Source organism: Arthrobacter sp. SW1, from assembly GCF_001766675.1.
In the GTDB taxonomy this organism is placed as follows: domain Bacteria; phylum Actinomycetota; class Actinomycetes; order Actinomycetales; family Micrococcaceae; genus Arthrobacter.
Map to the genome: position 1 here is coordinate 129,982 of NZ_MJLT01000068.1, position 19,793 is coordinate 149,774.

General features: G+C 67.4%; 22 protein-coding genes. 19 read left to right on the top strand and 3 right to left on the bottom strand.

Features of this window, described 5'->3' with window-relative positions; all coding sequences use genetic code 11:
* The first annotated feature begins 26 nt into the window (after positions 1–26).
* Genes glp through BIU82_RS18465 form a run of 6 tightly spaced genes read left to right on the top strand, consistent with a single transcriptional unit; the run spans position 27 to position 4,006 of the window.
* Entirely contained in the window at positions 27–1,262 is a 1,236-nt protein-coding gene (gene glp, locus BIU82_RS18440) for a gephyrin-like molybdotransferase Glp (protein ID WP_074466468.1), read from the top strand.
* Positions 1,250–1,780 (top strand): cyclic pyranopterin monophosphate synthase MoaC, encoded by a 531-nt coding sequence (gene moaC / locus BIU82_RS18445; RefSeq protein ID WP_070350912.1) that lies wholly within the window; start codon positions 1,250–1,252, stop codon positions 1,778–1,780. Before glp ends, moaC begins: the two co-directional genes overlap by 13 nt.
* Entirely contained in the window at positions 1,777–2,277 is a 501-nt protein-coding gene (locus BIU82_RS18450; RefSeq protein ID WP_070350913.1) for a MogA/MoaB family molybdenum cofactor biosynthesis protein, read from the top strand. Before moaC ends, BIU82_RS18450 begins: the two co-directional genes overlap by 4 nt.
* Positions 2,267–2,734, top strand: a complete 468-nt coding sequence (locus BIU82_RS18455; protein ID WP_070350914.1) for a molybdenum cofactor biosynthesis protein MoaE — start codon at positions 2,267–2,269, stop codon at positions 2,732–2,734. The genes BIU82_RS18450 and BIU82_RS18455 overlap by 11 nt, the downstream gene beginning before the upstream one ends.
* 42 nt (positions 2,735–2,776) lie before the next feature.
* Positions 2,777–3,535 carry a 4-hydroxy-tetrahydrodipicolinate reductase gene (gene dapB / locus BIU82_RS18460; protein WP_070350915.1) on the top strand — a complete coding sequence of 253 codons (759 nt, stop codon included), beginning with the start codon at positions 2,777–2,779 and terminating at the stop codon, positions 3,533–3,535.
* A gap of 3 nt (positions 3,536–3,538) precedes the next feature.
* Complete coding sequence (locus BIU82_RS18465) at positions 3,539–4,006, top strand: hypothetical protein (RefSeq protein ID WP_070350916.1); 468 nt, start codon at positions 3,539–3,541, stop codon at positions 4,004–4,006.
* On the opposite strand, the gene BIU82_RS18470 is transcribed toward BIU82_RS18465, so the two are convergent.
* Positions 3,987–5,228 carry a heparan-alpha-glucosaminide N-acetyltransferase domain-containing protein gene (locus BIU82_RS18470; protein WP_070350917.1) on the bottom strand — a complete coding sequence of 414 codons (1,242 nt, stop codon included), beginning with the start codon at positions 5,226–5,228 and terminating at the stop codon, positions 3,987–3,989. The genes BIU82_RS18465 and BIU82_RS18470 overlap by 20 nt on opposite strands.
* A gap of 77 nt (positions 5,229–5,305) precedes the next feature.
* On the opposite strand from BIU82_RS18470, the gene BIU82_RS18475 reads away from it, so the two are divergent.
* The 7 genes from BIU82_RS18475 (at position 5,306) to BIU82_RS18505 (ending at position 13,006) form a co-directional block, all read left to right on the top strand.
* Complete coding sequence (locus BIU82_RS18475) at positions 5,306–5,632, top strand: hypothetical protein (protein WP_070350918.1); 327 nt, start codon at positions 5,306–5,308, stop codon at positions 5,630–5,632.
* Between the two features lie 100 nt (positions 5,633–5,732).
* The gene (gene dapA, locus BIU82_RS18480; RefSeq protein ID WP_070350919.1) at positions 5,733–6,644 is read left to right on the top strand and encodes a 4-hydroxy-tetrahydrodipicolinate synthase; all 912 of its coding nucleotides are present in this window, start codon (positions 5,733–5,735) and stop codon (positions 6,642–6,644) included.
* 27 nt (positions 6,645–6,671) lie between these two features.
* Positions 6,672–8,363 (top strand): ribonuclease J, encoded by a 1,692-nt coding sequence (locus BIU82_RS18485; RefSeq protein WP_070350920.1) that lies wholly within the window; start codon positions 6,672–6,674, stop codon positions 8,361–8,363.
* A 108-nt stretch (positions 8,364–8,471) separates the two neighbouring features.
* Positions 8,472–11,315: a DNA translocase FtsK gene (locus tag BIU82_RS18490; RefSeq protein WP_070350921.1), complete on the top strand. Its 2,844-nt coding sequence runs from the start codon at positions 8,472–8,474 to the stop codon at positions 11,313–11,315.
* A gap of 9 nt (positions 11,316–11,324) precedes the next feature.
* Complete coding sequence (pgsA, locus tag BIU82_RS18495) at positions 11,325–11,924, top strand: CDP-diacylglycerol--glycerol-3-phosphate 3-phosphatidyltransferase (protein WP_070350922.1); 600 nt, start codon at positions 11,325–11,327, stop codon at positions 11,922–11,924.
* Entirely contained in the window at positions 11,921–12,424 is a 504-nt protein-coding gene (locus BIU82_RS18500) for a nicotinamide-nucleotide amidohydrolase family protein (RefSeq protein ID WP_070350923.1), read from the top strand. Before pgsA ends, BIU82_RS18500 begins: the two co-directional genes overlap by 4 nt.
* A gap of 132 nt (positions 12,425–12,556) precedes the next feature.
* Positions 12,557–13,006 carry a helix-turn-helix domain-containing protein gene (locus BIU82_RS18505; protein WP_070350924.1) on the top strand — a complete coding sequence of 150 codons (450 nt, stop codon included), beginning with the start codon at positions 12,557–12,559 and terminating at the stop codon, positions 13,004–13,006.
* A 69-nt stretch (positions 13,007–13,075) separates the two neighbouring features.
* On the opposite strand, the gene BIU82_RS18510 is transcribed toward BIU82_RS18505, so the two are convergent.
* On the bottom strand, positions 13,076–13,585 hold the full coding sequence (locus BIU82_RS18510; RefSeq protein WP_253182845.1) for a MarR family transcriptional regulator: 510 nt from the start codon (positions 13,583–13,585) through the stop codon (positions 13,076–13,078).
* A gap of 59 nt (positions 13,586–13,644) precedes the next feature.
* Here BIU82_RS18510 and BIU82_RS18515 point away from each other — a divergent pair, with 59 nt between their 5' ends.
* The 6 genes from BIU82_RS18515 (at position 13,645) to dapF (ending at position 19,175) form a co-directional block, all read left to right on the top strand.
* A complete protein-coding gene (locus tag BIU82_RS18515; RefSeq protein ID WP_253182846.1) occupies positions 13,645–13,857 on the top strand; it encodes a DUF3046 domain-containing protein in 213 nt (70 codons plus the stop codon).
* 247 nt (positions 13,858–14,104) lie between these two features.
* Positions 14,105–15,151: a recombinase RecA gene (gene recA / locus BIU82_RS18520; RefSeq protein WP_070350925.1), complete on the top strand. Its 1,047-nt coding sequence runs from the start codon at positions 14,105–14,107 to the stop codon at positions 15,149–15,151.
* A 10-nt stretch (positions 15,152–15,161) separates the two neighbouring features.
* Entirely contained in the window at positions 15,162–15,695 is a 534-nt protein-coding gene (locus BIU82_RS18525; protein ID WP_070350926.1) for a regulatory protein RecX, read from the top strand.
* Entirely contained in the window at positions 15,692–17,254 is a 1,563-nt protein-coding gene (gene miaB / locus BIU82_RS18530) for a tRNA (N6-isopentenyl adenosine(37)-C2)-methylthiotransferase MiaB (protein WP_070350927.1), read from the top strand. Before BIU82_RS18525 ends, miaB begins: the two co-directional genes overlap by 4 nt.
* 15 nt (positions 17,255–17,269) lie before the next feature.
* The gene (miaA, locus tag BIU82_RS18535) at positions 17,270–18,181 is read left to right on the top strand and encodes a tRNA (adenosine(37)-N6)-dimethylallyltransferase MiaA (protein ID WP_070350958.1); all 912 of its coding nucleotides are present in this window, start codon (positions 17,270–17,272) and stop codon (positions 18,179–18,181) included.
* A 64-nt stretch (positions 18,182–18,245) separates the two neighbouring features.
* The gene (dapF, locus tag BIU82_RS18540; RefSeq protein WP_070350928.1) at positions 18,246–19,175 is read left to right on the top strand and encodes a diaminopimelate epimerase; all 930 of its coding nucleotides are present in this window, start codon (positions 18,246–18,248) and stop codon (positions 19,173–19,175) included.
* Here the strand turns inward: dapF and BIU82_RS18545 are convergent.
* Positions 19,156–19,767, bottom strand: coding sequence for a methyltransferase (locus BIU82_RS18545; RefSeq protein WP_070350929.1), 612 nt, complete (start codon positions 19,765–19,767; stop codon positions 19,156–19,158). The two genes, dapF and BIU82_RS18545, sit on opposite strands and share 20 nt — an antisense overlap.
* Positions 19,768–19,793 lie beyond the last annotated feature (26 nt).

The window sequence follows — 19,793 nt, forward strand, 5'->3', positions numbered from 1 at the left end:
ATCCAGAACAACCCCGGAGGTATGCCGTGCCCGAGTCCGCCGTGTCCGGGTCTGCTGAACGCAGATCCGTCGCCGAACACGCCGAGGCCGTCCGCAGTATGCTCGCCGGCCTGCCCGCCGCGAAGGGCAGCGAAAGGCTTCCGCTCATGGCCGCGCTCGGCCGGGCACTCGCCGTCGACGTCGTGGCCCCCGGGCACCTGCCGCCGTTCGCGAACTCCCAGATGGATGGCTATGCCGTGCGTTCCGCGGACCTTCCCGACGGCGGCGCGCGACTGCGCGTCGCCGCCCCGATCCCGGCGGGGATCGCTCCGCCCGAACTGCTCCCCGGGACCGCTGCCCCGATCATGACAGGCGCCATGATGCCAAGGGGCGCGGACGCCGTCGTGCCCATTGAACGGGCGGTACCGGACCGCTTCCCGGAACCCGGCGCGGACGCCGTCGTGGAGCTGCCCGCGACGCCGGCCGGCAGCTATGTGCGTCCCGCCGGCAGCGACATCGCCGCCGGTGCCCTGGCGTTCGCCGCCGGAACCACTCTCGGCCCCGGGCAGCTGGGCCTGTTGGCCGCGCTCGGGATCACCGAGGTGGACGTCCGCCGCCCGCTGCAGGTGCTCCTGGTGACCACAGGCGACGAGGTGGTGGAACCCGGCACCGAGCTGCCGCCGGGCAAGATCCACGACGCCAATGGCACGCTCCTGGAAGCGGCCATGCTCCAGGCCGGGCTGCTCGTCACCCGCAGCGCCATTTCCTCCGATGACCCGGCTGTGCTCCGCGGCCTCCTGCGCGGGCGCAGCGCTGGCACGGAGCTGATCGTGACCACGGGGGGCGTCAGCAAAGGCGCCTACGAGGTGGTGCGGCAGGCCATGGCGGAGGAGCCGGTGCAGTTCCTGTCCGTGGCCATGCAGCCGGGCGGGCCGCAGGGGATCGGGACCTTCGACGGCGTGCCCTTCCTCGGCTTCCCGGGCAACCCCGTGAGCTGCCTGGTGTCTTTCGAAATGTTCCTCCGCCCCGCATTGTCCGCCGTCCTCGGGACCCCCGCGCCCCGGCCCGCACCGCGCGCCAGGCTCACCGAAAGCCTCAGCTCGCCCGCGGGCAAGCACCAGGTGCGGCGGGCGAGCCTGCTCCCGGACGGCCGTGTGCGCCTGGAAGGCGGCCCCGGCTCCCACCTCGTCCACGCGCTCGCCAGCGCCAACGCCCTGGTCCACGTCCCGGCGGACGTCACGGAACTCGAGGCCGGTGCCGAAGTGGAAGTATGGATGCTGTGAGTGAATTCCCGAACACCCCGGATACCGCCGGCGGCCTGACCCATCTGCGCTCCGACGGAACGGCCCAGATGGTGGACGTCTCCGGCAAGGCCGTCACCACCCGCGAAGCCACCGCTACGGCGACGGTCCGCAGCACCCCCGAGGTCCTGACGCTGCTGGGTGCCGGCGAACTGCCCAAGGGCGATGCCCTCGCCGTGGCCCGCGTCGCCGGGATCATGGCCGCGAAGAAGACCCCCGAGCTCATCCCGCTGTGCCACCCGCTGCCGATTTCCAAGGTCACCGTCGACTTCGAACTCGGCAAGGACTCCGTGGAGATCCAGGCGACCGTCAAGACCCGCGGCGTCACCGGCGTCGAAATGGAAGCTTTGACCGCAGCGTCTGTGGCCGCGCTCAGCGTGTACGACATGATCAAGGCCGTGGACAAGCACGCCGTCATCAGCGGCATCCAAGTGCTTGCGAAGAGTGGCGGCAAGAGCGGCGACTGGACGCTCAACGGCGGGCAGGGCGGCCAGGCATGAGCGGCTGCGAGCCCGGGCACGGACCGCGGAAGGCCGGCGTCGTCATCGCCTCCACCCGCGCCGCGGCGGGCATCTACCAGGACGAGACCGGCCCCGTGATCGAAGATTGGCTGCGCGAGCACGGCTTCGACACCTTCCCCGCGATGGTGGTACCCGACGGCGAGCCCGTGGGCGCGGCGATCCGCGCACTCCTGAGCCAGGAACCCGCCGTCGTGATCACCAGCGGCGGCACCGGACTCAGCCCGGACGACCGGACCCCGGAGGTCACGCTGCCCCTGCTGGACCGCGAGATCCCGGGCATCATGGAAGGCATGCGGCGGGCCGGTACCGCCAAGACGCCGCTGGCCATGCTCAGCCGCGGCCACGCCGGAACCGCGGGCCGGACGTTCATCGTGAACCTGCCGGGTTCGCCCAAGGGGGTCATGGACGGATTGGCCGTCCTGGACCCCGTCATCGCCCACATCTGCGATCAATTGGAAGGAAGCCATGGTCACTGACAGCTTCGAAGTGGTCCACGCCGTGCTCAGTGCCGAGCCGATCTCCGTGGACCAGGCCATCGCCGCCGTCGAGTCGGACACGGCAGGCGCCGTGGTCAGTTTCTCCGGCGTCGTGCGCAACCACGACGGCGGCAAGGCCGTCGACCGGCTCAGCTACAGCGCGCACCCCACGGCGCACCAGGTGCTGGCCGACGTCGTCGCCACCCTCGTTGCCGAGCACTCTGCCGCCGGAAAGCAGGGCGAAGCCGAGCAACCCGTGCGGATCTGGGCCGCGCACCGCATCGGTCCCCTGGAGATCGGCGATCCGGCTCTCGTCTGCGCCGTGTCCGCAGCGCATCGCGGCCAGGCCTTCGCCGTCTGCTCCGAACTGGTGGACCGGATCAAGGAGCAGGTCCCCATCTGGAAGGAACAGTTCTTCAGCGACGGCACCGTGGAATGGGTCGGGGCCGGGGAGTAACCGGTTCAAGGCAGCGCGCTGCCCGACGGTAGGGTTAACGCCATGACCGAACAACTTGCCGTCGCCGTGCTGGGCGCCTCCGGGCGCATGGGAACCGAAGCCGTGAAGGCCGTCGAAGCCGCGCCGGACATGAAGCTCGTGGCCGCGCTCGGCCGCAACGATTCCCTGGATGCCCTGATCGACGCCGGCGCGAAGTACATCGTGGACCTCACCGTCCCGGACAGCACCGAAGCGAACGTCCGTTTCGCCGTCGAACACGGCATGCACGCCGTCGTCGGCACCACCGGCTGGGATGCTGCCCGCCTTGGCGCGCTGCGCGCCCTGCTGGCGGAGCACCCGGAATCCGGCGTGCTGATCGCTCCGAACTTCGCCCTCGGTTCGGTCCTTGCCTCGGCCTTCGCCGCCAAGGCGTCCAAGTACTTCGAATCGGTCGAAATCATCGAACTGCACCACCCGAACAAGGTGGACGCGCCCTCCGGCACGGCCGTGCGCACCGCCCAGCTGATTGCCGCCGCGCGCGAAGAAGCGGGCGTGCCGGCCAGCCCCGACGCCACCGAAACCTCGCTGGACGGCGCCCGCGGCTGCGCGGTGGACGGCGTGCGCGTGCACAGCGTCCGCCTGCGCGGCCTGGTGGCCCACCAGGAAGTCCTCCTGGGCGGGCCGGGGGAGCAGCTGACCATCCGCCACGATTCCTACGATCGCGCTTCTTTCATGCCCGGCGTGCTGCTGGGCCTGCGCCAGGTCGCTGCGCATCCGGGCCTCACGGTGGGCCTGGACGGCTACCTGGACCTGGGCCTCTAGGCCGTGGATACTTTGTGGTCCGCGGTGAAGAAGAACCGCACCAAGATCTGGGTCGGTGCCATCACCCTGCTGCTGGTGCTGTACCTGGTGGTGTCCTTCCAGCGCTCCCTGCTGCTGCTCGGCGACCCCAACCTCACGGCGAAGGCCATCGGCGCGGCGTACCTGGTGCTTCCGGTGGTCGGCGCCTGGGCGCTCATCCGTGAGCTTATGTTCGGTGCCCGGACGGAGCAGATGGCGAAGATCCTGGAGGCCGAAGGCGGCCTGCCGGAGGACACACTGCCCCGTACTCCGGGCGGCAGGATCGTGCGCGCCGCTGCGGACGCCGAGTTCGAAAAGTACCGCGTGGAAACCGAAGCGGCGCCGGAGGACTGGCGTTCCTGGTTCCGCCTCGCCTGCGCGTACGACGCCGCCGGGGACCGCAAGCGTGCCCGTGCCTCCATGCGCGACGCCGTCAGGCTCTTCCGCGCCTGATCTTTCCGCTCCTTAGCCGCCCGAGCGCTGTGGCCCGGTGGGCGATCCACTCCAACGGGCCACGCCATCGGCACGCCGCGAAGAGCATTCCCACGCCGACCGCGCAGAGCGCCTGGATCAGGTACATTCCTTCCGGCGTCAGCCCGGCCGGCAGTTCCTTGCCGTGGAATCCGGACACCACCCAGACGTGCAGCGTGTACAGCGTCAGCGTCATCGCTCCGGCGCCGCTGAGCGGCAGCAGCCAGGCCGCCTTTCCGGAGCGGCCCACACCGCCCAGCAGCAGGCAGAGCCCGACGACGGCGGCTGCCGTCCCTGCGGTATGCGCCAGGTCCAGCGTGGTCCCCGAATGGGGTGCGGCTGCGGCGAGCCACCATAGGGTGCCGCTCTGTTCGATCCCCGCCAGGCTCACCCGGAGGTGGCTTTCCAGCGGGAAACCGGGAGAGTCCAGGCTGGCTTCCAAAGCAGCCAGGCCGCCCCAGTCAAAAATGGCCGCATTGCCCAGGAGCCTGGCCGCAACAGCCATGGCCGCGCCGCCGGCCAGGAGCATGAGGCGGACCGCCGTCCGGGCGAGGTCCAGGCGTCCGATGGCCAGCCCGAGCAGAAGGTAGCTCAACCATTGCAGGGCGGGGTAGTAGCCGGTAAGCAGGAGGTCCGCCAACAGCGGGCCGGGCATACCCAGGTCCTCGAAGCCTGGATTGTGGCCGAGCCGGAGCGGTGGCTCCTCAGCGAGGAAGAACGGCCGCAGCAGGAAGGCGACGCCCGGCGAAAACAGCATCCAGCCTCCCGCCCAGGCGGCCAGGGCGGGGGCCCGGAGCCCGAGGAACGGCAGCGTGCAGAGGAAGAGGAGCGCGTACTGCACCAGGATGACGGCGATATCCACCTCCAGTCCGCCGAGCAGCAGCCCGACGACGGCAACCACCACGGCCCGCAGGGCCACCCCGCGCCGCGCAGCCCACAGCTCCCCGCCCTGCGGCGGATGCTGCCGGCCGCTGCTGAGTGCCAGGCCAACGCCCGCCAGGACCGCGAACAGCGCCGCCGAGCGCCCGGAAAATACGAGCCCCACCCATGTGGGGGAGCGGTCCGGGCCGAAGATCGGCATCAGGTGTGTCGCCATCATGCCGAGCAGGGCAACGCCCCGTGCCGCGTCGATGCCGGCCAGCCGGGTGCTTGCCTTGCGGGCGGACGGAACGCGGCGCCGCAAGGGACTCGCAGGCACTTCCATGTGCCGATCGTCCCACAGGACGTTCCAGGGAGTCGCCAAACCTTGTCTTCGAATATATGTTCGAATAACATTGCCGCATGAACGATCCCCTGGAAGCGGCAGGCCCCATGAAATCGGTGGAACCGAAGGCGGCCGGTCCCATGAAGGCCATGAGCCCCGGCGTGGTCGATTTCCTGTTCCGGCAGTTGGTGGCGGGCGAACCTCCCGTGGACGTCCAGTGGCAGCGCGAGGGGATTGCGCTGGCTGAGCAGCCGCCGGGTCCGGAGTTGGCCAGGCGGCTTTCGGAAACGGACCTGGACTCCCTCACGCCCGCGGAACTCTTCGACTACATCCGGGCCGCCCAGCGCCTTGGCGCCTGGGCGGACAAACTGCGGGAGGCCGCCGTCGAACACTATTGCGCCTGAAGGTCATTGATCCTGGACGGTCCGGCGGCCGGGCGATTTTGACGATGGACACATCCCGCCCATTCCCGTATCGCGCGGCGGACAAGGTAACGTTTTTCGTATGTCTGACTCGCGCGCAAATGTTCCCGCCCTCGGTACCCTGCTGACCGCCATGGTCACCCCCTTCACTAAGGATGGTGAAGTCGACTACAAGCAGGCGGCGGAACTTGCGAGCAAGCTCGTCGACGACGGCTGCGACGGCCTTGTCGTCACCGGAACCACCGGCGAAACTTCCACCCTCACCGACGAGGAAAACCTCGGCATGTTCCGCGCGGTCAAGGATGCCGTCGGAGACCGTGCCGCCATCATCGCCGGCACCGGCACCAATGACACCGCGCACTCGGTGCACCTTTCCCAGGAAGCCGCCAAGCTCGGCGTCGACGGCCTGCTGATCGTCACCCCGTACTACAACAAGCCCAGCCAGGCAGGCATCCAGGCCCACTTCGAAACCGTCGCTTCGGCCACCGACGTGCCGGTCATGCTTTATGACATCCCCGGCCGCTCCTCCGTGCCGATCGCCCCGGACACCATGATCCGGCTTGCAGCACACCCCAACATCGTGGCCGTCAAGGACGCCAAGGCCGACTTCGCCGCCGCGACCCGCGTCATGGCCCAGACGGACCTCACCTTCTACTCCGGCGACGACGGGCTGACCCTCGAATGGATGGCCCTCGGCGCCGTCGGCCTGGTGGGCGTCACCACGCACGTCGCCACCCGCCGCTTCCGTGAACTGGTGGACGCCGTCAACGCCAACGACCTCGGCACGGCCCGCAAGATCAACTTCGAACTGGAGCCCGTGGTCCGCGCCACCATGACCCGCGTCCAGGGTGCCGTCGCAGCCAAGCAGATTCTTAAATGGCAGGGAGTCCTGCCGAACTCGTATGTCCGTTTGCCCCTCGTGGAGCCGGACGCCAGCGAGATCACCATCATCCGCGAGGACTTGGCGGAAGCCGGAATGGACTTCACCGTCTAGAAGGATTCCGCCGGAAAGTAGCTCACTATGACCCAAACCGCCCTACCCGGACTTGCCACTCCGCCCAAGCTCAAGGAGGGTACGCTCCGGATTGTGCCCCTTGGCGGCCTGGGTGAAGTCGGCCGGAACATGGCCGTATTCGAGATCGACGGAAAGCTCCTCGTCGTGGACTGCGGCGTGCTGTTCCCCGAGGAGACCCAGCCGGGCGTGGACCTGATCCTGCCTGACTTCAGTTACATCGAGGACCGGCTGGACGACGTCGTGGCCATCGTCCTCACCCACGGGCATGAGGACCACATCGGTGCCGTCCCGTACCTGCTGCGTCTCAAGCCGGACCTGCCGCTGGTGGGCTCGCAGCTCACCTTGGCGCTGGTCGAGGCCAAGCTGCAGGAACACCGCATCAAGCCGTACACCCTGACGGTCACGGAAGGGCAGATCGAGCAGTTCGGCCCGTTCGAATGCGAATTCGTGGCGGTCAACCACTCCATCCCGGACGCCCTCGCGGTGTTCATCCGCACGGCGGGCGGCAACGTGCTGCACACCGGCGACTTCAAGATGGACCAGTTGCCGCTGGACGGCCGCATCACCGACCTGCGCCACTTCGCGCGGCTCGGTGAAGAGGGCGTGGACCTGTTCATGGCCGACTCCACCAACGCCGACATCCCCGGTTTCACCACCGCGGAAAAGGAAATCGGCCCCACGCTGGACAGGGTGTTCGGCCAGGCGAAGAAGCGCATCATCGTCGCGTCCTTCTCCTCGCATGTGCACCGTGTCCAGCAGGTCCTGGACGCCGCCGCCAAGCACGGCCGCAATGTGGCCTTCGTGGGCCGGTCCATGGTCCGGAACATGGCCATCGCCGCCAAGCTTGGCTACCTTGACGTTCCTCCGGGCATCCTGGTGGACCTCAAGAACATCGACGAATTGCCTGACCACCGCGTGGTCCTGATGTCCACCGGTTCCCAGGGCGAACCGATGGCCGCGCTGTCCCGCATGGCCAACGGCGACCACCGTGTCGTCGTCGGCCCCGGCGACGCTGTCATCCTCGCCTCAAGCCTCATCCCGGGCAACGAGAACGCCGTGTTCCGGATCATCAACGGCCTGCTCAAGCTCGGCGCGGACGTCATCCACAAGGGCAACGCCAAGGTGCACGTCTCGGGTCACGCCGCCGCGGGCGAACTGCTCTACTGCTACAACATCCTCAAGCCGCTCAACGCCATGCCCGTGCACGGCGAAACCCGGCACTTGATTGCCAACGGCCGCATCGCCGAGGATTCCGGGGTCGCCACGGACAATGTCATCCTTGCGGACAACGGCACCGTGGTGGACCTCAAGGACCACAAGGCCCGGGTGGCCGGCCAGGTAGAGGTCGGCTTCGTCTACGTTGATGGCTCCAGCGTCGGCGAAATCACCGATGCGGACCTCAAGGACCGCAGGATCCTGGGCGACGAAGGCTTCATTTCGGTCATTACCGTGGTCAACCGCACCACCGGCAAGATCGTCTCGGGCCCGGAAATCCACGCCCGTGGCGTGGCAGAGGACGACGCCGTGTTCGACGAGATTGTGCCGAAGATCAATGCGGCCCTCGAAGAAGCAGTGGTCAACCACCCGGACCACACGAACCACCAGCTCCAGCAGGTGGTCCGCCGCGTGATCGGCACCTGGGTGAACCGCAAGCTGCGCCGCCGTCCGATGATCATCCCGGTGGTCCTCGAGGCCTAGCCCGCACAGGGCGGCAGCCAAGGAAGCCCGGAGGCCCAGGAGCCGCCGACAGTCCGAACGGCCCGGAAATCCGCAGGATTCCGGGCCGTTTGCGGTACCGTGGCGGGTATGGCGACTCGCACTTCCTCCGCGCCTAAAGGCAACTCCACCAGTAAATCCGGCGGATCGGGCCGGGGCGGAGCCACCACGAAAACCGGCCGGGGCGCTGCCGCGTCCCGGGGCGGCAGCACGCGCGGCAAGGCAAGCGCCGAGCCGCAGCAGCCATGGATCGTCCGGGTCCTCGCAGGCGCGTGGCAGGGAATCGGGCACCTCGTCGGTGCCGGCGTGCGCCGGATCGGCCACGACGTCAGCGACCTCGATCCGGAGGAACGCCGGGACGGCGCCGCCCTTTTCAACCTCGTGCTGGGTGTCTTCATCGCCACCTTCGCCTGGTGGGGACTCAGCGGCTGGCTGCCGGACCTTGTCTACAGCGTGGTCAACGGCACCTTCGGCTGGATGTCCCTGCTCCTGCCGCTCATGCTTTTCGTCTGCGCGTTCCGGCTCTTCCGCCAGCCGTGGGACGGCCGCGGAAACAACCGCGTGGGCATCGGCTTCCTCATCATGACCTTCGCGGGCTGCGGCCTCGCACACGTCATCGGCGGGCAGCCCGCGGTCGCGGACGGCTTTGACGGACTTCGCCGGGCCGGCGGCATGGTGGGCCTCCTCGCTGCGGCGCCGCTGGCTGCCATCCACGCGGCCGTGCCGGTCGTCGTTTACTCCGCTTTGGCTTTCACGTCCCTCCTGATCGTGACCGCCACGCCGTTCGGCGCCATCCCGCAGCGCATCCGCAGCGCCTATGAGCACCTCATGGGCGTTGACCTCATGGAGGATCGCGCGGCCGGCGATACCCACGACCGCAGCTACCTCTACGAGAACGACCGCCCGGCGCCGAAGAAGAAAAAGCGCATGCGCCTCTTCGGCAAGGACGAGGACGCCGCGCCCGCGCTCGAAGGCTACGTGGGCGACGAAGCGTTTGAACACGCCCTGGTCGACGGCGAGGAAGGCGACGCCCCCAAGGCGCCCGCCGTACCGCCTGGCGTCCGCCGCCCTACCCAGGCTGAGATCGCGGTCGAGAAAATCAAGGCCGCACAGGGCCTCGGGAACAACAGCGCGGGGGAGAACCCCACCGAGGCGATTCCCGTCGTCGGCGCCCCCACCGTCCCGGCTGTCACTGTTCCTTCGACGCCGGTCAGCCCGCCACCGCCGCCCACACCGATTCCGCAGCGCACCGAACAGCTCTCCTTGGCCGGCGACGTCACTTACACACTCCCGTCCTCGGACTACCTCACGCCGGGGTCGGTGCCGAAGGAACGCACGGAGGCGAACGACGCCGTCGTCGCCGCCCTGACCGATACGCTCCAGCAGTTCAACGTGGACGCCACTGTTACGGGCTTCAGCCGCGGTCCCACCGTGACCCGCTACGAAATCGAGCTGTCGCCCGGCACCAAGGTGGAGCGCGTCACGGCGCTGTCCAAGAACATTTCCTACGCCGTCGCCTCGAGCGATGTGCGCATCCTCAGCCCCATCCCGGGCAAGTCTGCCATCGGCATCGAAATCCCCAACACGGACCGCGAAACCGTGTCCCTGGGCGACGTGCTGCGCAGCCAGAACGCACGCCGCACCGACCACCCGATGGTGATGGGCGTGGGCAAGGACGTCGAAGGCGGCTTCGTGGTGGCCAACCTGGCCAAGATGCCGCACATGCTCGTGGCCGGTGCCACCGGTGCCGGTAAGTCCTCGTTCGTGAACTCGATGATCACCTCGATCCTCATGCGCGCCACCCCGGACGAGGTCCGCATGGTCATGGTGGACCCCAAGCGCGTGGAACTGACGGCCTACGAAGGCGTTCCGCACCTGATCACGCCCATCATCACCAACCCGAAGAAGGCCGCCGAGGCCCTGCAGTGGGTGGTCCGCGAAATGGACGCCCGCTATGACGACCTTGCCAACTACGGCTACAAGCACATCGACGACTTCAACAAGGCCGTCCGGGCAGGCAAGGTGGTTCCGCCGCCGGATTCCAAACGCGTCATCAAGCCGTACCCGTACCTGCTGGTGATCGTGGACGAACTCGCCGACCTCATGATGGTGGCCCCGCGCGATGTCGAAGACTCGATCGTGCGCATCACCCAGCTGGCCCGTGCCGCCGGCATCCACCTGGTCCTGGCCACGCAGCGCCCGTCGGTGGACGTCGTCACCGGTCTCATCAAGGCCAACGTGCCCTCGCGCATGGCCTTCGCCACCTCCTCCGTCACGGACTCCCGCGTGGTCCTGGACCAGCCCGGCGCCGAAAAGCTCATCGGCCAGGGTGACGCCCTGTTCCTGCCGATGGGTGCCTCCAAGGCGATGCGCGTCCAGGGCGCCTGGGTAACGGAGTCCGAGATCCACAAGGTGGTGGAGCACGTCAAGGGCCAGCTGCAGGCCGTCTACCGCGACGACGTCGCCGCCGAAGCGCCCAAGAAGCAGATCGACGACGACATCGGGGACGATCTCGAGGTCCTGCTGCAGGCCACCGAACTCGTGGTCACCACGCAGTTCGGCTCCACCTCCATGCTCCAGCGCAAGCTGCGCGTGGGCTTCGCCAAGGCCGGCCGGCTCATGGACCTGCTCGAGTCCCGCGGCGTCGTCGGACCGTCGGAAGGCTCCAAGGCCCGCGACGTCCTCGTCAAGCCGGACGACCTCGCCCCGGTGCTCGCGGCCATGAAGGGCGAGGACGCTCCGGCGTCGCCCGACGCGCACACCGCGGCACTGAGCGATAACGCGAACGCGAACATCGCCGTCGGCGGCTATGCGGAAGACCTCGTGGCCGCGGACCTGGACAACCGCACCCAGGCGATCGACTATTACGACGGCGCGGACGGCGGAGAGGACGAGGACGGCAGCGAAGACGCCTGGTCGCTGACCGGACGGTAGCCTAGAGGCGTGACTACATCCGAAGGCAGCAAAGCCGGTTCCGGCTCCGAGGTCTGGAATCTGCCCAACATCCTGACGATGCTGCGCATCGCGCTTGTCCCGTTCTTCATTTGGTTCCTGCTCGCCGACAACGGTGAACACGGCGCCTGGCGCTGGGCCGCCGTCGTCGCCTTCGCGGCGGCGATCTATACGGACAAGCTCGACGGCGACATCGCCCGCGCGCGGAACCTCATCACCGATTTCGGCAAGATCGCGGACCCGATCGCGGACAAGCTGCTCACCGGATCGGCCCTCGTGCTGTTGTCCGTGCTGGGGGAGCTGCCCTGGTGGATCACCATCGTCATCCTGGTGCGGGAATGGGGCATCACCGCCCTGCGCTTCTTCGTGATCCGCTACGGCGTCATGCCGGCCTCCCGCGGCGGCAAGCTCAAGACCGTCATCCAGACCGTGGCCATCTTCCTGTTCATCGTGCCGCTGGCTTCGATCGCCCCCTGGCTGTACTGGGTGGGCTTCGCCGTCATGCTCCTGGCCCTGGCCATCACGGTGTGGACCGGCGTCGAATACGTCTTCCAGGCGCTCAAACTGCGCGCCGGCGGGAAGCGCCCGTGAGCGCCTCTGCCCGGGAACTGGCCGCGGAAGCGGTCGCGAAGGCCATCGCCGACGGCGTCACGGTCGCGACGGCGGAATCCCTCACCGCGGGAATGGTCGCCTCGGTCCTGGCCGATACGCCGGGAGCCTCGGGCATGCTGCAGGGAGGTGTGGTCGCGTACCAGAATTCCGTGAAGGCAGCCGTGCTTGGCGTGCCGGCCGCGCTCCTCGCGGAGGCGGGATCGGTGGACGCCGGAGTGGCCCGGGCCATGGCCGAGGGCGCCCGGACCGCCTGCGGGGCCGATATCGGTGTCTCCACCACGGGGGTGGCCGGTCCGGAGCCACACGACGGCAAGGACGTCGGGACCGTCTTCGTAGGGGTGGCCACCGCCGGCGGCAGCGAGGCCTTCGCCTACGCTTTCGACGGCGACCGTGCCGGGATCAGGGCCCTAGCGCTGTCTGCCGCCCTGGAGCGCCTCCTGGAGGCCTTGCGGGGCCGGGACCTACCACCGGTAAAGTAGGCGGGAACAAAAGCGGTAGCCCGATAGTTGTTACATTGTGTCGCTCCGGAAGAGCCGGGGCGCCTAGGATGTAGAACAAGCGGGGCATCTCATGCAGGTGCTCCGGATCGAAGAGGGAGCAAGGCGATACAGATGGTTAAGCAGCCCGTATCCGTAAACGGCGTTGTCCGCTGGAAGGATGTGGGCCTGGCCGAATCGGCACCGAGCGAACAGAAGGAGCGCAAGATGGTCGTACTGCGTCACGAGATCGGTGATGTCCTGCGCGATGTCCGCCAGCGCCAGGGCCGTACCCTGCGCGAAGTTTCGCACAGCGCCCGCGTGTCCCTCGGCTACCTGAGCGAAGTGGAACGCGGCCAGAAGGAAGCGTCCTCCGAACTGCTGTCCTCGATCTGCTCGGCCCTGGACGTTCCGCTGTCCAGCATGCTCCGTGAAGTGAGCGACCGCGTTGCTGTCGCTGAGGGCGTGGCAGTGCCGGACACCGTTCCCCAGGAATTCGCCCAGCGCTACGGCCGGGACCTGGACCGCGAACTCAGCGCGGAACTCGGCGGAGACTTCCCGGGAATGCTCTCGGCAGCCCGCTGAACACCACAGAGCTAAAAAGATAAAGAGGGCTCCGGCATCAGTGCCGGAGCCCTCTTCCGTCAAGCCCTGCTACGCCTGGTCTTTGCCGATTCCTTCGTCGTAAGCGCTGTTGAGCCGCTCCATGTAATCGGCCAGGGTGCGGATCTCTTCGAGCGGCCATTCGCCCAGCCGTTCCCGGAACACTTGCCGTCGGGCGTCCTGGACCTGGTGCATCTTTTCTTCGCCCTTGGGGGTCAGCCGGATCGACTGGGCGCGTCCGTCCTGGGGATCGGCTTCCTTGGAAACCATGCCGATGCTTTCCAGGAAGGCGATCTGGCGGCTCACGGACGGCTTGCCGACGCCGATGCAGGAAGCAAGCTCCGTCAGCCGGAGCGGGCCCTCCTTGCGGATGATGGACAGCAGCCCGTAGGCGGCAGGCTCCATGTCCGGATGCACCTGCCGCGAAAGCTGATGGGAGAGCGACCGCGCCCTGCGCCAGAAGATGCTCAGCTGGTGTTCCACCTGCTGGAGGGCGTCATCCACGCCGTCTCCGTTGCCCGGCTCCGGCGCCTCGTCGGGGGTATTGCTCATGGCAACCATTCTAGAGTCCGGCCGCATGAGAGACTCTATTGGTGCGGATCAGTGACTTTTGGCGACTCATGGACGACGAGTTCGGGAGCGGCTATGCCCGTGTCCTGGCAGGGACCCTCGTCCTGGCCGGGGTTGGCGGCCGCACCGCCGATCAGGCCCTTGCCGCCGGCCTTGAGCCGCGGAAGGTATGGCTCGCCATCTGCGATGTCCAGGATGTCCCCGAAGAACGCCGGCTTGGCCGCGACATCAAGATCAAAGACGGCGCATCGCAGCAGTTCTGACCGGGTGCCGGCCGGGACACGCGGCCAAATGTTCGAATATCTGTTCGGATAGGACTATGCTCCTTTCAGAGGAAAATTGATTCTGACGGACCTTTCCGCCTGTATCCGTATCCTGTCCGATTCCCGTGGTTATCCACATAGCGCATGTTGCCCGGTAAAAATGTCCGAGGTCGGCACTAGCGTCGGAAGCGACAGGAAAACGGCCCTCCAGGCCGGTCCACAGCGAGAAAGCTCAGAGGTGTGAACCATGGCGGCAAACCCGGATCGTGAGAAGGCGCTCGAAGCAGCGCTTGCCCAGATCGACAAGCAATTCGGCAAGGGCTCCATCATGCGCCTGGGTGACGACACCCGTGCGCCCATCGAAGTGATCCCCACGGGATCCATCGCCCTGGATGTCGCCCTTGGCATCGGCGGCCTGCCCCGTGGCCGTGTCGTGGAGATCTACGGTCCGGAATCCTCGGGTAAGACCACCGTCGCCCTGCACGCCGTGGCCAACGCCCAGCGCAACGGAGGCATCGCGGCCTTCATCGACGCCGAACACGCCCTGGATCCGGACTACGCCGCCAAACTCGGCGTGGACACGGACGCCCTCCTCGTCTCGCAGCCGGACACCGGTGAACAGGCGCTGGAAATCATGGACATGCTGGTGGGCTCCGGCTCCCTGGACATCATCGTCATCGACTCCGTGGCAGCCCTTGTTCCGCGCGCCGAAATCGAAGGCGAAATGGGCGACTCCCACGTGGGCCTCCAGGCGCGCCTCATGAGCCAGGCACTGCGAAAGATCACCGGCCGCCTGAGCCAGACCAAGACCACCGCCATCTTCATCAACCAGCTGCGTGAAAAGATCGGCGTGTTCTTCGGTTCCCCGGAAACCACCACGGGTGGTAAGGCCTTGAAGTTCTACGCCTCCGTCCGTATCGACGTGCGCCGTATCCAGACCCTCAAGGAAGGTGCCGATTCCGTCGGTAACCGCACCAAGGCCAAGATCGTCAAGAACAAGATGGCTCCGCCCTTCAAGCAGGCCGAATTCGACATCATTTACGGCCAGGGCATTTCCCGCGAGGGCGGCATCATCGACATGGGTGTCGAACACGGCATCATCAAGAAGTCCGGGTCCTGGTTCACCTACGACGGCGACCAGCTGGGCCAGGGCATGGAGAACTCCCGCCGCTTCCTGCGCGATAACCCGGAGCTCGCCCAGGAGCTGGAGCGCCTCATCAAGGAAAAGCTGGGCGTCGGAGTCAAGCCCGGTGAAGGCGAGGATTCGCCGAAGCTGAAGGCCGTTGACGGCTAGGCAGCGCGGCATGGAGGGGAGGGCCGAGGGATTCGCGGCGGATGATGCAGACGCTGATCCCGAGGCCGTAGCCCGGGCCATCGTCCTTCGTCAGCTGACCAATTCTCCGAAAAGCCGGCAACAGCTGGCACGCAAGCTCGCCGAACGGCGCGTTCCTGAGTCCGTGGCTGAGGCCGTGCTGGACCGATTCGAGGAAGTCCGGCTGATCGACGATGCCGAATTCGCCGGCATGTGGGTTCGGAGCCGCTCCCAGACCAGGAAACTGGCCAAGGGGGCTCTCCGCCGCGAACTGGCGGACAAAGGCATTGATCCTGACACCGCCGCGGAAGCCCTCGGGCAGCTCAGCGATGAGGACGAACAGCAGGCTGCCAGGGAACTGGTCGCACGGAAGCTGCGAAACGGCGTGGACCTGGGCAGCAGGGAAGAGCGCGACAAGCACACCCGCCGGCTCGCATCCATGCTCGCGCGGAAGGGATACCAGCCTTCGCTGGCGTTCCGGATCGTCGGGGAAGTGATGGACGAAGCCGGTACCCTTAACGAGTGAGTTTTACCGCTTCTCCCGCAGCCCCGTCTTCCGCAGCCGAACCCGCCGCCGTTCAAGCGGCCGAATCCGGCAAGCAGCGCACCTACCAGGTCCGCACCTTCGGCTGCCAGATGAACGTCCACGATTCCGAGCGCATGGCCGGCCTGCTCGAAGACGCGGGCTACGTGCCCGCCGACGGCGGCCTGGCCGACGTCGTGGTTTTTAACACCTGCGCTGTGCGGGAGAACGCGGACAACAAGCTGTACGGCAACCTTGGCGAGCTCAAGCAGGTCAAGGCGGCAAACCCGGGAATGCAGATCGCCGTCGGCGGCTGCCTGGCGCAGAAGGACCGGGACACCATCGTGGCCAAGGCGCCCTGGGTGGACGCTGTGTTCGGAACCCACAACGTCGGCGCCCTGCCGGCACTGCTGGAGCGCGCCCGCCACAACAACGAGGCCCAGCTCGAAATCCTCGAATCCCTGGACGTCTTCCCGTCCACGCTGCCCACCAAACGGGACTCCGTGTACTCCGGCTGGGTGTCGATCTCGGTCGGCTGCAACAACACCTGCACCTTCTGCATCGTGCCGTCCCTGCGCGGCAAGGAGAAAGACCGCAGGCCGGGGGACATCCTCGCCGAAATCCAGGCCCTCGTGGACGACGGCGCCGTCGAAGTCACCTTGCTGGGCCAGAATGTGAACTCCTACGGCGTGGAGTTCGGCGACCGCCAGGCATTCTCCAAACTGCTGCGTGCCTGCGGAGAGATCGAAGGCCTGGAACGCGTGCGCTTCACCAGCCCCCATCCCGCCGCCTTCACCGACGACGTCATCGATGCCATGGCCGAAACGCCCAACGTGATGCCGCAGCTGCACATGCCCCTGCAGTCCGGTTCGGACAAGGTGCTCAAGGACATGCGCCGCTCCTATCGCTCCTCCAGGTTCCTGGGGATCCTCGACAAGGTGCGGGACCGCATCCCGGATGCCGCTATCACCACGGACATCATCGTCGGCTTCCCGGGCGAAACCGAGGAGGACTTCCAGGCCACGCTCGACGTCGTCGAGAAGTCCCGTTTCTCTTCCGCTTTCACCTTCCAATACTCGAAGCGTCCCGGTACCCCTGCCGCTGAGTTGCCCGAGCAGCTGCCCAAGGCCGTCGTGCAGGAGCGCTACGAACGCCTGATTGCGTTGCAGGACCGGATCGCCGCAGAGGAGAACGCCAAGCAACTCGGCCGGAAGGTCGAACTGCTGGTCACCGCGCAGGCAGGCCGCAAGGCAGGGGAGACGCACCGTTTGTCCGGGCGCACCCCGGACCAGCGCCTGGTGCACTTCTCCGTTCCCGACGGCGCCGAAGCGCCACGCCCGGGTGACTTTGTGACGGTAACCATTACGGAAGCCGCCGCGTTCCACCTGCTCGCCGATCCCGCAGGCGCCGAAGACTACAGCCTGCGGCGCTCCCGCGCCGGCGACGCCTGGGACCGCTCGCAGGCCGAATCCTGCGGTGCACCCGCTCCGGGCACTTCCGTGAACGGGCCGAAGGCTGCGGTGTCGCTGGGCATGCCGTCGCTGCCGCTGCGCCGCGGCTAAGGGGCCGCGTTGACCATGAACGGGAAAACCCCTCCCGTGATCGCCGTCGTCGGACCTACCGGCTCCGGCAAGTCCGATCTCGGCGTTGAACTGGCACTGCGGCTCGACGGCGAGGTCATCAATGCCGACGCCATGCAGTTCTACCGCGGCATGGACATCGGCACGGCCAAGATCAGCGTGGCCGAACGCCGCGGCGTCCCGCACCACCTGCTGGACACCATGGACGTCACGGAGGAAGCGAGCGTCTCCGGCTTCCAGGAAGACTGCCGCGCCATCATCGAGGACATCCATGCCCGCGGCAAGCGGGCCATCCTGGTGGGAGGCTCCGGCCTTTACGTGCGGGCGGCCCTGGACGTCCTTGAATTCCCCGGTACGGATCCGGCGCTGCGCAAGGCGCTGGAAGACGAAGCAGCCGCGCGGGGACTGTCCGTGCTCCAGGAGCGGCTTCGCGCCGTCGACCCCATCTCGGCCGACAGGCTCGGTGACGCCCGTCGCATCATCCGCGCCCTGGAAGTCCACCAGCTCACCGGGCGTCCCTTCAGCTCCTTCATGCCCGTGCGCGAGTACCACCAGCCGGCCGTCCAGATCGGATTGGAGGTGGACCGCGAAGAACTACGGGAGCGGCTCGCCGCGCGAGTGCAGCGCATGGTCGACGCCGGCCTGCTGGACGAGGTCCGGGCCCTCGATGCCGCTGGCCTGCGCCAAGGAAAGACCGCCTCCCGCGCCCTTGGTTATGCGCAGTTCCTCCGGGTGCTCGACGGCGAATCGGACGTCGCGACGGCGGCCGAGGAAACCATTGTGGCAACGCGCCAATTCGCCCGCCGCCAGCTCACCTGGTTCCGCGCCGACCCGCGGATCACCTGGCTCGACTGGAAAGATCCGCAACTTGTCGACAAAGCCGTTGCGGGCATCGTAGAAGCGCACTGACAGGCGGCCGCTGGCGGCGCGGAGCTGATTTAGGCGCACGGCCGGCCAAAGGTAGCCTTGATCCATGGACGAAAGCTTCACGAACACCCCCGGCCTCAGCGGACTGCCCTTCTCCAAGGGCCACGGCACGGGGAACGACTTCGTCCTGATCGCCGATCCGCAGGACGAGCACCTGATCACTCCCGAACAGGTGGCCGCCCTCTGCAACCGGCACCTCGGCATCGGCGGCGACGGCCTCATCCGTGCAGTACCTTCACGCTTCCTGCCCGAGGGCCGCGAAATCCTCGAAAGCGAACCAGCCGCCGAATGGTTCATGGACTACCGCAACGGTGACGGATCGCTGTCCGAGATGTGCGGCAACGGGGTCCGCGTCTTCGTCCACTTCCTGATCGACCAAGGCCTGGTGACCCTCGGTGCCGGTGAATCCCTTGCCATCGGCACCCGTGGCGGCGTCAAGCGGATCTCCCGCACCGCGGACGGCTATGCGGTGGACATGGGCCCGTGGGAGTTCATTTTCCCCGCGGACGCCCGGGACAAGGCCATGGATTCCCTCGTGCACGCCGACGGCCTCGAAGTCGCACGGCCCGCCCTCTCCGTCAGCATGGGCAACCCGCACACGGTGGTGGCCCTGGCCGAACTTTCCGAGCTGGAGGCCACCGAACTCTACAAGGCGCCCCAGGTGGACCCTGTTCCGCCGCACGGCACCAACGTCGAATTCGTCGTCCCTGCCGAACCCCTCGTCCACGACGGCACCGGAACCATCACCATGCGCGTCCATGAACGCGGGGTGGGGGAGACCCAGTCCTGCGGTACGGGGGCCTGCGCGGCCGCCGTCGCGATCCGCCACTGGGCAGGAGAGGGCGCGCCGGACAGCTGGAACGTGAACGTTCCCGGCGGCGTCGTCCGTGTCCGCTTCTTCCCGGGAGCGGGCGGGCGCGAGCATGTCGAGCTCAGCGGCCCCGCCGTCATCGTCGCTACGGGTTCGCTTTCCTGACCTTCAGGATCCTGAACGACTTCGCGGTGCTTTCGCGGGTGACAGTGAAGGACTCATCCAGCTCTTCCGCCAGCCAGCGCTGAAGCGAATCGGAGCCCAGGTTCTTCTGCACCACCAGCCAGGCTTCGCCGCCCGGCGCCAGGCGCGGCAGCCACTTCAGCAGCAGCGCGTGCAATTCGGCTTTGCCGATCCGGATGGGCGGGTTGGACCAGATTGTGTCGAAGCGGATGGAAGGGTCGACGTCGTCAGGCTGGCTTGCCGTGACGTTCCCCAGTTCCAGCGCGGCGGCGTTCTCGTTGGTGAGGGTGATGCAGCGGTCGTTGACATCCACCGCGTAGACGTGGGCCTCCGGCGACATGAGCGCCATGGTCAGCGCCACCGGGCCCCATCCGCAGCCAATATCCAGCAGGTTCCCCTGTGCGGCGGGAGGCGGGACCTCGTCCAGGAGGATCACAGTGCCCTTGTCGATTCCGTCCGGGCTGAAGATGCCGGGGGAGCTGTGGAGCCTGCGGGTGGCGCCGGCCAGTTCCACCGTGAGGGGCTTGCGGGGGAAGGGCCCGGCGGGCGCGTTGAAATAGTGAGCAGACTCCATAGCTTGCCAGCGTAGTTGGCCGTGCC